The organism is Methylobacterium sp. Leaf125 (genome assembly GCF_001423085.1).
GTDB lineage: Bacteria > Pseudomonadota > Alphaproteobacteria > Rhizobiales > Beijerinckiaceae > Methylobacterium.
In genome coordinates, this window is record NZ_LMNU01000045.1 from 125994 (window position 1) to 138108 (window position 12115).

The window sequence follows — 12115 nt, forward strand, 5'->3', positions numbered from 1 at the left end:
CGGCCCTAGGGTCTGTCAGGCTCATCCTGAGCCAGACAGACCCTCAGTTCCGGTCTTGGCGTTTGTCTCTTCGGGATCACCGGTTCCGACCGATCCCTGAGAAGCTCTAGGACACCCCCGCCGCTTCCCGCAGGCCGACCCGCCTGCGGGCGGCGCGCCCGAGGGCGACCACCATGACGCTGCCGGAGGCCGTGAGGAACACCAGGGGCAGCAGCGCCAGGGGGAAGCTCCCGGTCGCGTCCTTGATGACGCCGAGGAGCCAGGTCGCGCTGCCGGTGCCGAGGTGGGACAGGGTGTTGATCGCCGCGATCCCGGCCCCGGCGGTGCCGGCCGAGAGCCACTCGGTGGCCAGTGCCCAGAACGGGCCCTTGATGGCGTAGTTGCCCATCAGGACGAGGCTGAGCAGCACCAGCGTCACCGTCAGCGAATTCGTCAGCGAGGTGGCGAGCAGGCAGGCGGCGGTGACGGCGAGCGGCAGCGCCGTGCTCCAGACCCGCTCCCCCGACCGGTCGGCCCGCAGGCCCCACAGGATCATGAACACCGAGGCGATGCCGAACGGGATCATGTTGAGGAAGCCCGTCTCGAGGTTCGACAGGCCGAACGACTTGAGGATCTGCGGCATCCACAGGGACAGGGCGTTGCTGGTGGCCGAGCTGCCGGAATAGATCAGTGCCAGGGCCCAGACGTACTTGTTCGACAGCACCTTCCACAGGGGCAGGTGGTCGGCTACGGGGCTCGCGCCGCCGCCGCGGTCGGCGGCGAGGCGGTCGGTGAGCCAGGCCCGCTCCCGGGGCGTCAGCCAGGCGGCGTCGGCCGGACGGCTCGGCAGCAGCGCCAGGGCGGCGAGGCCGAGGAGCACGGCCGGGATCGCCTCCATGAGGAACAGCCACTGCCAGCCCCGCAGGCCGGCGATGCCGTCCATCTGCAGCAGGGCGGCGGAGAGCGGCGAACCGAGGAAGCTCGAGAGCGGGATCGCCACCATGAAGGTGGCGACGATCCGGGCGCGGTAGGCCTTGGGGAACCAGTAGGTCAGGTACAGGATGACGCCCGGGAAGAACCCGGCCTCCGCCGCGCCGAGGAGGAAGCGACCGAGATAGAACGTCCAGGGACCGGTCACGAAGGCCATCGCCGCCCCGACGAGGCCCCAGGTCACCATGATGCGGGCGATCCAGACCCGGGCGCCGAAGCGCTCCATGGCGATGTTGCTCGGCACCTCGAACAGCACGTAGGCGAGGAAGAACAGCCCGCCGCCGATGCCGAACATGGCCTGGCTCAGGCCGACATCCTTGTTCATGGTCAAGGCGGCGAAGCCGGCATTGACCCGGTCGATATAGGCGATGAAGTAGCAGAGGATCAGGAACGGCACGAGCCGGAGCCCGACCTTGCGCATGACCACCGCCTCGTCGGGCGGGGAGTCGGGCCGTACGGGGATGGCGTTCATCGTGGTGGCTCCGGGACAATCGGGGATCGGGTGGCCGGGGCGGATGCGCCGGCCCGGCGCCCCGCTGCGAGGGCCGAATGGACGGATGCGTGAAGACGGCCTTGCGGGATCGGCGCGGGCGGCGGCGGGCGACCCTCGCCGCCTTGAACCTCGCCGCCCTCGCGTTCTTCCTGTCGCCCCTGAAGGACACCGCCATGGCCCTCGACCCGACCTCCGCCCTGCCTGCCGCGATCGCCCCCACCGGGACGCTGCGGGCGGCGATCAACTACGGGAACCCGGTGCTGGCGCAGCGGGGCAGCGACGGCCAGCCGGCCGGCGTCTCGGCGGAGCTCGCCCGTGAACTCGGTCGCCGGCTCGGCCTGCCGGTGGCGTTCGAGACCTTCGACACGGCGGGCGCCGTCGTGGCGGCCCTCGGCGGCGCGCGAAGCTGGGACGTCGCCTTCCTGGCGATCGACCCGGAGCGGGGGCAGAGCATCGCGTTCAGCCCGCCCTACGTCATCATCGAGGGCGCCTACCTCGTCCGGGACGAGTCGCCTCTCACCGACAATGCCGAGGTCGACCGGCCGGGCATCCGCATCGCGGTCGGCCGCAACACGGCCTACGACCTCTATCTCGGGCGCCACCTCACGGCGGCCGAGCGCGTCTATGCGCCGACCTCGGCCGCGGCGCTGACCCTGTTCCTGCGCGACAGGCCCGAGGTCCTGGCCTCGGTGCGCCAGCCGCTGGAGACCTACGTGCGCGACCATGCCGGCCTGCGCATCCTGCCCGGCCGCTTCATGGTGATCGAGCAGGCCGTGGCGAGCCCGAAGGCGCGTCCCGGCGTCGCCGCGGCCCTGCGCGATTTCATCGAGGCCCAGAAGGCCTCGGGCTTCGTGGCCAGGGCCCTGGCGGCGAGCGGGCAGGCCGACGCGGTCGTCGCCCCGCCGGCGCCCTGACCGGCGCGCATCCCTCACGTCGGGACCCGCCCGGCCGGCAGTCCGAACAGGGCGCGCGGCGTCTCCTGCAGGACGATGCGGCGCTCGGCCGGGTCGGGCAGCCAGCCGTCGAGCTGGGCCCGGACCCGGTCGTAGGAGGCGACCCCTTCGAACTGGGTGTGCGGCCAGTCGCTGCCCCAGACCAGGCGCTTCAGGCCGAGACCGTCCTTCAGCAGGGGCAGCGCCGCCCGGGCGATCCGTTCGCCGGTCTCGCCCGGCCCGTTGCGGTAGCTCCCCGACAGCTTGGCCCAGACCCGGCCCGTTCGCCCCGCCGAGAGGAGGTGCCGGAAGCCCGGATCGTCGATGCCGAGGGCGGGATCGGGCTTGCCGAAATGGTCGGCCACCACCCGCACGCCGCTGTCGAGGAGGGGCGGCAGCAGGCTCGGCCAGCGCCGCGCCTCGGCCTGGACCTCGACCTGCCAGCCGAGATCGGCCACGCTCCGCAGGAGCCGCTGCCAGGACGGCGCCGCGAAATCCGGGTCGGCGACACCGATCAGGTTGAGGCGGATGCCGACGATGCCCTGGGCGGCGAAGGCCTTCAGGGTCTCGGGCGGTCCGTCGGGGCGGACCACCGCGATGCCGCGCAGGCGCTGCGGCGCGCGGGCCAGGGCGTCGAGCAGGCCGCGATTGTCGTCGCCGTAGAAGCTCGGCTGGACCAGGACCGCCTGGGCGATGCCGTGCGCGTCGAGCACCGCGAGGTAATCCTCGGGGGTGGCGTCGTAGCCGGGCGCGTAGCGGCGGGTATCGGCCAGGGGCCAGTCGCGCCGGAAGACATGGGCGTGGGTGTCGACCGCCTGCAGGGTCTCGGGCCCATCCTGCGCCGCACCCCGCCGCGCCAGCACCGATCCGCCCACCATGGACAAGGCTCCCGTCTGAAAGAGGCGTCGCGTCAGGGTCATGGCGTGGCCTTCTGCGGCAGGCGCCGGCCGGCGGCCCCGGGGAGCGCGACGGCGCGCGGGGCGGCGGTCTCGCCGAGGTCCTTGGCGCGGGTCTCGGGCAGCATCAGCACCGCCAGGACCACGAGGCCGTAGCCGACGGCCGCATCGATCCCGATGGCGGCGCCGAGGCTCATGCGCTCGCTGAGATGGCCCACGAGGACGGGGAAGCCCGCCGAGACGATCCGGCCGGCATTGTAGCAGAAGCCCACACCGGTCCCCCGCAGGCCGCCGGGATAGAGCTCGGAGAACAGCGCCCCGAGCGAGGCCGGAATTCCGGCAGCGCAGAAGCCGAGGGGAAAGCCGAGGAGCAGGGTCGCGGTGTCGCCGAAGGGCAGGAACACGTAGGCCAGCACCACCACCACGCAGGCGGCGGCGAAGAGCCCCACGGTCAGGCGCCGGCCGATCCGGTCGAGCAACGCGGCGGCCGCGAGGCAGCCGCAGAAGAACGCCACGATGATGACCGCGAGGTAGCCGCCGGTGCCGAGCACGGACAGGCCGCGCTCGGTGCGCAGGTAGGTCGGCAGCCAGCTCGTCACCGCGTAGTAGCTGCCATGGGCCCCGGTGCCGAGGAGGAGCCCGACCAGGGTGACGCGCAGGTGCTCCGGCGCGAAGATCGACAGGGCGGTCGTCAGGACGGAGGGGCGCGGACCTGCGCCGTGCGACGGCGCCGCCGGCACGACCCCGGGCTCGGGTACGTTCCGGCGCACCCAGACCACCAAGAGCGCCGGGGCGAGGCCGACGGCGAAGACCGCGCGCCAGGCGATGTCCGGCGGGAGCAGCGCCGCGGCCAGGGTGAACACGCCGACCGAGGCGCCCCAGCCCACGGCCCAGGCGCTCTGCACGCTGGCGAGCGCCTTGCCGCGATGCTGCGGCCGGATCGCCTCGCTCATCAGGGCGACGCCGGCGGCCCATTCGCCGCCGAAGCCGAGGCCCTGCAACGCCTTGAGTACGAGCAGCTGGGTGTAGTCCTGCGCGAGGGCCGAGAGGCCGGTGGCGACGGCGAACCACAGGATCATCGCCTGGAGGGCCCGGACCCGGCCGATGCGGTCCGAGATCGCCCCGCCGATCCAGCCGCCCAGCGCCGAGGCCACCAGGGTGACGCTGGTGATCAGCCCGGCCTCGGCCTTGCTGATCTGCCACAGGCCGAGGAGCGTCGGCACGACCAGCGAGAAGAGCTGGACGTCGAGGGCATCGAGGGCCCAGCCGCCGAAGCAGGCCCAGAACGTCTTGCGCTCCGTCGGCGTGCCGGAGCGGTACCAGTCCAACATGGCGGCGTTTCCTCATGCGCTCCGCTCTTCGAGGCGGGTTGCCGGGACGATGGTCGGGCGTCAGCGGATCTCGACGCGGTAGCGGAAGCGCTCGGCGGCGCCGTGGGAGCGGCGCCACTCGATCGGGTGCCGGTCGTAGCCCCGGGCGATGCGCTCGATCACCATGACGGGGGCGCCGGCCGGGAGGCCGAGGCGGGCGGCGAGTGCGGGCGAGGCGCCGGAGGCGGTCAGGGTCTCGTCGGCCATGGCCACGACCTCGCCGCACAGGCGCTCGTAGAGCGGGTAGAGCAGGTCGCCGAAAGCGTCCGGGGCGAGGTCTTCCAGGGGCGCGAACCGGTCCAGCGCCAGCCAGATCTCCTCGGCCAGCAGCGGCGTCGCCCCGTCGAGGCGCAGGCGCTCCAGGCGGAGGGCCAGCGCGCCGGGGGGCAGGCCGAGGGCTTCCGCCGCCTCGGTCGGGCACGGCGCCCGGCTGCGCGAGAGGATGCGGGCCTGGGGTACCGCCTGGCGCCCATCGCCATCCGTGAGGCGGAAGAAGCGGAACAGGGAGCGGTCGAGGGAGGGGCGGCGCACGAAGGTACCGCGGCCCTGGACCCGGTCGAGGATGCCCTCGGCCACGAGAAGGTCGATGGCCTTGCGCACGGTCCCGACAGCGATGCCGGCCTCCCGCGACAGCTCCGCCTCCGTCGGGATCGCGTCGCCGGCCCGCCAGGAGCCGTCGACGATGCGGGCCACGATGACGTCGCGCAGCTGTTGGTAGCGCGACAACCGCGGATCTGCGTCAGCCAGCAGTGACATGCAGTCCTCTATTCATCTATATGAATTATGAAGCATGCACCGCCGCTAGCTGTCAACCACCCTGCACGATCGCGCCGGGTGCCGTCCGCTCGGATCGATCCCTGTCGCGGGACGCGCGGGGCTGCGGCGCGTTGGAAGGGACGCGCGACAGCGCGATCACGGCTCACCACGAGGCATCGGCTCATGACCACGAACAGACGCAACGCCCTCAGGGTCGCGGCAGCGGCCGCCGCCGGAAGCGCTCTCCTGTCCGGCCGGGCACCGGCCGAGGAAGCCGAGCCGGCCTCGGGCGGCGCCACGCCCCGGCCGCTGTTCGCCCTGCCCCAGGTGACGATCCCCATCGTCGGCAGCGCCGAGGTGTTCCCGGTGCGGCGGATCTACTGCATCGGGCGCAACTACGCCGCACATGCCCGCGAGATGGGGTCGGACCCGACGCGCGAGCCGCCGTTCTTCTTCCAGAAGCCCACGGACGCGATCCAGGTCGTGCCCGTCGGTCGGGTCGCCGACCATCCCTACCCGTCCCTAACCCGGAACTACCACCACGAGCTCGAGCTGGTCGCCGCCCTCAGGTCGGGAGGCCGCAACATTCCGAAGGAGGCCGCCCTCGACCACGTCCACGCCTACGCGATCGGCCTCGACATGACCCGGCGCGACCTGCAACGCGGCATGGGCGACCAGAAGAAGCCGTGGGAGATCGGCAAGAGCTTCGACCACGCCGCGCCGATCGGCCCCCTGCATCCGGTCTCGGCCATCGGTCATCCGGAGCGCGGCGCGATCCGCCTCAGCGTCAACGGCAAAGTCCGCCAGGACGCCGACCTGTCGCAGATGATCTGGTCGGTGGCCGAGCAGATCGCCAACCTGTCCGAGGCCTTCGAGCTGAAGGCCGGCGACCTGATCTACTCGGGCACGCCGGAGAATGTCGGGCCGGTGGTGCCGGGCGACGTGCTCCTCGGACAGATCGCCGGCCTGCCGGACCTGTCGATCCGCATCACCGACCGGGCCTGACGGCCTGTCGTTGCCGCGATGACGACGCGGCGCGGCTGAATGGCCGCGCCGCGCGTTGATGCTCCGACACTCGCGACTTGGAGCCGCAGCGATGACAGAATCCCACACCTCTTCCACAGCCGATTGGGCCGAGATCGTCGCCCGGGGCTACGCCGACGAGGCGGCCCCGCCGCTGACGCCCGAGCTGCTGGACACGGTGCGGAACGCGTTGCGCGGGGCCGGCCTCGACCGTCCGCAGGCGGACTCCCTCGATGCGGCCGCCGTGGCGCGGGTGAACGAGGCCCTGGACGCGTTCGAGCTCGAGATCAACGCCGTGGTCGGCCCCCGCCTCGCCGCACTGCCGGCCGGGGCTCCGCCATCCTTCGTTCAGCGCTCGGAAGCCGGACGGCCGCTGCGTGCGTTCGGCGGCCAGTGACGCGCGACCAATTTCACTTCCGAATTTTTCTCATGTGCTGCTATGGGGAGGCCTATAAGAACACTGCGCAGAATCTGGTATTTTGAATACCAAAGGGGTAGGATGAACGCATGAGCGCGCATGACATCGGCGAGGTTCGCCGCTTCGAGCACCCTGGCAAGGGACGCAACCGGGCCCGGCCCGTCCCCAAGGGACGGCAGGTCGAGCCCGTGGCCAAGGTCGAGATCGAGCGCCTGCTGGGCGATCGGCCGCGGCAGCGCGACCTGCTGATCGAACACCTGCACCTCGTCCAGGACACCTACGGGCAGATCAGCGCCGCTCACCTGGCGGCTCTGGCCGACGAGATGGGCCTGGCCTTCGCCGAGGTGTTCGAGACGGCGACGTTTTACGCGCATTTCGACGTGCTGAAGGATGGCGATGCCGACCTGCCGGCCCTCACCGTGCGCGTCTGCGACAGCCTCACCTGCGCGATGTTCGGCGCCGAGCCGCTGCTGGAAGCCCTGCGCGCGACCCTCGGCAGCGGGGTGCGCGTGGTGCGCGCGCCCTGCGTCGGCCTCTGCGACCATGCCCCGGCGGTCGAGGTCGGCCACAATTTCCTGCACAAGGCCGACGTCGCCAGCGTCACGGCGGCGGTCCAGGCCGGCGACACTCACGCCCACCTGCCGGCCTATCCCGACTACGACGCCTACCGGGCGGGCGGCGGCTACGCCGTCCTCGACCGGCTGCGCGCGGGCGAGCTCAGCATCGACGCCATCCTGCAGGTCCTCGACGACGGCGGCCTGCGCGGCCTCGGCGGCGCCGGCTTCCCCACCGGGCGCAAGTGGCGCTCGGTGCGCGGCGAGCCCGGTCCCCGCCTCATGGCGGTGAACGGTGACGAGGGCGAGCCCGGCACCTTCAAGGACCAGCTCTACCTCAACAAAGATCCGCACCGCTTCCTCGAGGGCATGCTGATCGGCGCCCACGTGGTGGAGGCGGCCAACGTCTACATCTACCTGCGCGACGAGTACCCGATCTCCCGCGAGATCCTGGCCCGCGAGATCGCCCGGCTTCCGGCCGGCGGCCCGCGCATCCATCTGCGCCGGGGCGCGGGCGCCTATATCTGCGGCGAGGAATCCTCGCTGATCGAGTCCCTGGAGGGCAAGCGCGGGCTGCCGCGGCACAAGCCGCCCTTCCCGTTCCAGGTCGGCCTGTTCAACCGCCCGACGCTCATCAACAACGTCGAGACCCTCTACTGGGTCAGGGACCTGGTCGAGAAGGGCGCGGAGTGGTGGAAGGGCCACGGCCGCAACGGCCGGGTCGGCCTGCGCTCCTACTCGGTCTCGGGCCGCGTGAAGGAACCGGGGGTCAAGCTCGCCCCGGCCGGCCTCACCATCCGCGAGCTGATCGAGGAATATTGCGGGGGGATCAGCGACGGGCACAGCTTCGCGGCCTACCTGCCCGGCGGCGCCTCGGGCGGCATCCTGCCGGCCAGCATGGACGACATCCCGCTCGATTTCGGTACCCTCGAAAAGTACGGCTGCTTCATCGGCTCGGCCGCCGTCATCGTCCTGTCGGACCAGGACGACGTGCGCGGCGCGGCCCTGAACCTGATGCGGTTCTTCGAGGACGAGTCCTGCGGACAGTGCACCCCCTGCCGCTCCGGCACGCAGAAGGCGCGCGTGATGATGGAGAACGACGTGTGGGACACCGATCTCCTCGGCGAACTCTCGCAGTGCATGCGCGACGCCTCGATCTGCGGCCTGGGCCAGGCGGCGTCGAACCCGCTCACCACCGTGATCAAGTACTTCCCGGACCTGTTCCCGTCGCCGCAGCGGATCGCGGCCGAATAGCGATCCGTCCCCGACCCGACGGTGCGGCTGCCCCCCTCGCGGCAGCGGCCCGACCCCGATTTTCCTGCGCCATGACTGGAGCGGAACCATGAGCAGCGGCACACAGAACAGTGGTCTCAGCGGAGCCCACGCCACCACCCCGACCGGCCCCCAGGATGCGGGCGGCAAGGCGGACGGCGCCAACCCGGGCGCCGGGAGCACCTATTCCGAGGGCACCCAGTCGGGCGGCCAGGCAGGTCCGGCCCCGAGCGGCACCTTCGGCCTCAAGGAGATGCCGGCCGGCATCCCGGGCGTGATCTTCGAGTTCGACGGGCAGCAGGTCGAGGCGGCCCCGGGCGAGACGATCTGGGCCGTCGCCCAGCGCCTCGGCACGCACATCCCCCACCTCTGCCACAAGCCCGCCCCGGGCTACCGGCCGGACGGCAATTGCCGCGCCTGCATGGTCGAGATCGAGGGCGAGCGCGTGCTCGCCGCCTCGTGCAAGCGGGTGCCGGGCGTCGGCATGAAGGTGAAGTCCGCCTCCGAGCGGGCGACCAAGGCCCGCGCCATGGTCATGGAGCTCCTCGTCGCCGACCAGCCGGCCCGGGAGATCTCGCACGATCCGACCTCGCATTTCTGGGCGCAGGCCGACCACGTGGAGGTCACCGAGAGCCGCTTCCCGGCCGCCCAGCGCTGGGAGGGCGACTGGAGCCACCCGGCCATGCGGGTGAACCTCGACGCCTGCATCCAGTGCAACCTCTGCGTCCGCGCCTGCCGCGAGGTCCAGGTCAACGACGTCATCGGCATGGCCTACCGCTCGGCCAGCGCCAGGCCGGTGTTCGACTTCGACGACCCGATGGGCCAGTCGACCTGCGTCGCCTGCGGCGAGTGCGTCCAGGCCTGCCCGACCGGCGCGCTGATGCCCGCGGCCTACCTCGACGACAGCCAGACCCGCACCGTCTATCCCGACCGCGAGGTGGATTCGCTCTGCCCCTATTGCGGCGTCGGCTGCCAGGTCTCCTACAAGGTCAAGGACAACAAGATCGTCTACGCCGAGGGGCGTGACGGACCGGCCAACCAGAACCGCCTCTGCGTGAAGGGCCGCTTCGGCTTCGACTACGTCCACCACCCCCACCGGCTGACCAAGCCCCTGATCCGCCTCGACAACGTGGCCAAGGACGCCAACGACCAGGTCGATCCGGCCAACCCCTGGACCCACTTCCGCGAGGCGACCTGGGACGAGGCGCTGGAGCGCGCCGCCGGCGGCCTCAAGCACATCCGCGACACGGTCGGCCGCAAGGCACTGGCGGGCTTCGGCTCGGCCAAGGGCTCGAACGAGGAGGCCTACCTCTTCCAGAAGCTGGTGCGCCTCGGCTTCGGCTCGAACAACGTCGACCACTGCACCCGGCTCTGCCACGCCTCCTCGGTGGCGGCCCTGATGGAGGGCCTGAATTCCGGCGCCGTCTCGGCTCCGTTCTCGGCGGCCCTCGATGCCGAGGTCATCGTCATCATCGGCGCCAACCCGACGGTGAACCACCCCGTGGCCGCGACCTTCATCAAGAACGCGGTCAAGGAACGCGGCGCCAAGCTGATCATCATGGATCCGCGCCGGCAGGTCCTGTCCCGGCACGCCTACAAGCACCTCGCCTTCAAGCCGGGCTCCGACGTGGCGATGCTCAACGCGATGCTCAACGTCATCGTGACGGAGAAGCTCTACGACGAGCAGTACATCGCCGGGTACACCGAGAACTTCGAGGCCCTGAAGGAGCGCATCGTCGAGTTCACGCCGGAGAAGATGGCCCCGGTCTGCGGCATCGACGCGGAGACCCTGCGCGAGGTCGCGCGCCTCTACGCCCGCTCCCGGGCCTCGATCATCTTCTGGGGCATGGGCGTCAGCCAGCACGTCCACGGCACCGACAACTCGCGCTGCCTGATCGCGCTCGCCCTCACCACGGGCCAGATCGGCCGCCCCGGAACCGGCCTGCACCCGCTGCGCGGCCAGAACAACGTCCAGGGCGCATCCGACGCCGGCCTGATCCCGATGGTCTATCCGGACTACCAGTCGGTGGAGAACGAGACCGTCCGCGACCTGTTCGAGACGTTCTGGGGCCAGTCCCTCGACCCGAAGAACGGCCTGACCGTGGTCGAGATCATGCGCGCCATCCACGCGGGCGAGATCAAGGGCATGTTCGTCGAGGGCGAGAACCCCGCGATGTCGGACCCCGACCTCAACCACGCCCGGCACGCCCTGGCGATGCTCGACCACCTCGTGGTGCAGGACCTGTTCCTGACCGAGACCGCCTTCCACGCCGACGTGGTGCTGCCGGCCTCCGCCTTCGCCGAGAAGGCGGGCAGCTTCACCAACACCGACCGGCGCGTGCAGATCGCCAAGCCCGTCGTGCCGCCGCCGGGCGACGCCCGCCAGGATTGGTGGATCCTGCAGGAGCTCGCCCGCCGCCTCGACCTCGACTGGACCTATACGGGCCCGGCCGACATCTTCGCCGAGATGGCGCAGGTGATGCCCTCCCTGAAGAACATCACCTGGGAGCGGCTGGAGCGCGAGGGTGCCGTGACCTACCCGGTCGACGGTCCCGACCAGCCCGGCAACGAGATCATCTTCTACGCCGGCTTCCCGACGGCGAGCGGGCGGGCCAAGATCGTTCCGGCCCACATCGTGCCGCCGGACGAGGTGCCCGACACCGAGTTCCCGATGGTGCTCTCCACCGGCCGCGTGCTGGAGCACTGGCACACCGGTTCGATGACCCGGCGCTCGGGCGTCCTCGACGCCCTGGAGCCGGAGGCGGTGGCCTTCATGGCGCCGCGGGAGCTCTACCGCCTCGGCCTCGAGCCCGGCGACACCATGCGCCTGGAGACCCGCCGCGGCGCGGTGGAGCTCAAGGTCCGGTCCGACCGCGACGTGCCGGTGGGCATGATCTTCATGCCGTTCTGCTACGCCGAGGCCGCCGCCAACCTCCTGACGAACCCGGCCCTCGATCCCATGGGCAAGATCCCGGAGTTCAAGTTCTGCGCCGCCCGGGTCGAGGCGGTCCGGCCGCGGCAGATCGCTGCCGAATAAGGCGGGCTCCACCGCACCACGCGACGGCCGGGGGCCGGAGGCGACGCTCCCCGGCGTCGCCTCCGGCCCCTCTTTTTGGAGGGTCGGGTCGGCATCCGCCTGGGGACAGTCCTGAACCGATGCGGAGGTTGGCCGTTGGTCCTCGTCCAGCGCGATCCGAGGAGCCCCGATGTCCCCCAGCCCTGATTCCCATGCCGGAGAGTCGGTGGCCGTCACCTTCCGGGGCCGCGGCCTCGCCCACCTGCGCGGCAAGACGCTGTCCGTGCTGGTCTGCCCCCGCTGCTCGCAGCGCAACGCGCCGAAGGTTGCCGACAAGGGCTACTGCCACTGGTGCGCCTACGAGCCCTCGCGCGAGGATATCGAGCCCGCCCAGGCGGCCTGAGCCGGGCCCCGCG

Annotated in this window: 10 protein-coding genes; 6 read left to right on the forward strand and 4 right to left on the reverse strand. The window is 71.4% G+C overall.

Going from position 1 to position 12115, the window contains the following annotated elements; all coding sequences use genetic code 11:
* Window positions 1–106 precede the first annotated feature (106 nt).
* Complete coding sequence (locus ASF58_RS20750; RefSeq protein ID WP_055957034.1) at window positions 107–1441, reverse strand: MFS transporter; 1335 nt, start codon at window positions 1439–1441, stop codon at window positions 107–109.
* 89 nt (window positions 1442–1530) lie between these two features.
* Between ASF58_RS20750 and ASF58_RS20755 the strand changes: the two genes are divergently transcribed.
* Entirely contained in the window at window positions 1531–2376 is an 846-nt protein-coding gene (locus tag ASF58_RS20755; RefSeq protein ID WP_244477423.1) for a transporter substrate-binding domain-containing protein, read from the forward strand.
* A gap of 14 nt (window positions 2377–2390) precedes the next feature.
* Here ASF58_RS20755 and ASF58_RS20760 read toward each other — a convergent pair whose 3' ends face one another.
* Genes ASF58_RS20760 through ASF58_RS20770 form a run of 3 tightly spaced genes read right to left on the reverse strand, consistent with a single transcriptional unit; the run spans window position 2391 to window position 5416 of the window.
* Window positions 2391–3272: an amidohydrolase family protein gene (locus tag ASF58_RS20760; RefSeq protein ID WP_244477424.1), complete on the reverse strand. Its 882-nt coding sequence runs from the start codon at window positions 3270–3272 to the stop codon at window positions 2391–2393.
* A gap of 38 nt (window positions 3273–3310) precedes the next feature.
* Complete coding sequence (locus tag ASF58_RS20765) at window positions 3311–4621, reverse strand: MFS transporter (RefSeq protein ID WP_082513212.1); 1311 nt, start codon at window positions 4619–4621, stop codon at window positions 3311–3313.
* Between the two features lie 60 nt (window positions 4622–4681).
* Window positions 4682–5416 carry a GntR family transcriptional regulator gene (locus tag ASF58_RS20770; protein WP_055957037.1) on the reverse strand — a complete coding sequence of 245 codons (735 nt, stop codon included), beginning with the start codon at window positions 5414–5416 and terminating at the stop codon, window positions 4682–4684.
* Window positions 5417–5599: 183 nt separating this feature from the next.
* Here ASF58_RS20770 and ASF58_RS20775 point away from each other — a divergent pair, with 183 nt between their 5' ends.
* The 5 genes from ASF58_RS20775 (at window position 5600) to ASF58_RS20795 (ending at window position 12102) form a co-directional block, all read left to right on the forward strand.
* Window positions 5600–6421: a fumarylacetoacetate hydrolase family protein gene (locus ASF58_RS20775; protein WP_055957040.1), complete on the forward strand. Its 822-nt coding sequence runs from the start codon at window positions 5600–5602 to the stop codon at window positions 6419–6421.
* 91 nt (window positions 6422–6512) lie between these two features.
* A complete protein-coding gene (locus tag ASF58_RS20780) occupies window positions 6513–6836 on the forward strand; it encodes a hypothetical protein (protein WP_055957041.1) in 324 nt (107 codons plus the stop codon).
* 110 nt (window positions 6837–6946) lie between these two features.
* Window positions 6947–8665 carry an NAD(P)H-dependent oxidoreductase subunit E gene (locus ASF58_RS20785; protein ID WP_055957042.1) on the forward strand — a complete coding sequence of 573 codons (1719 nt, stop codon included), beginning with the start codon at window positions 6947–6949 and terminating at the stop codon, window positions 8663–8665.
* A 283-nt stretch (window positions 8666–8948) separates the two neighbouring features.
* A complete protein-coding gene (fdhF, locus tag ASF58_RS20790; RefSeq protein WP_156375831.1) occupies window positions 8949–11720 on the forward strand; it encodes a formate dehydrogenase subunit alpha in 2772 nt (923 codons plus the stop codon).
* 169 nt (window positions 11721–11889) lie between these two features.
* A complete protein-coding gene (locus ASF58_RS20795; protein ID WP_055957045.1) occupies window positions 11890–12102 on the forward strand; it encodes a hypothetical protein in 213 nt (70 codons plus the stop codon).
* Window positions 12103–12115: the final 13 nt, after the last annotated feature.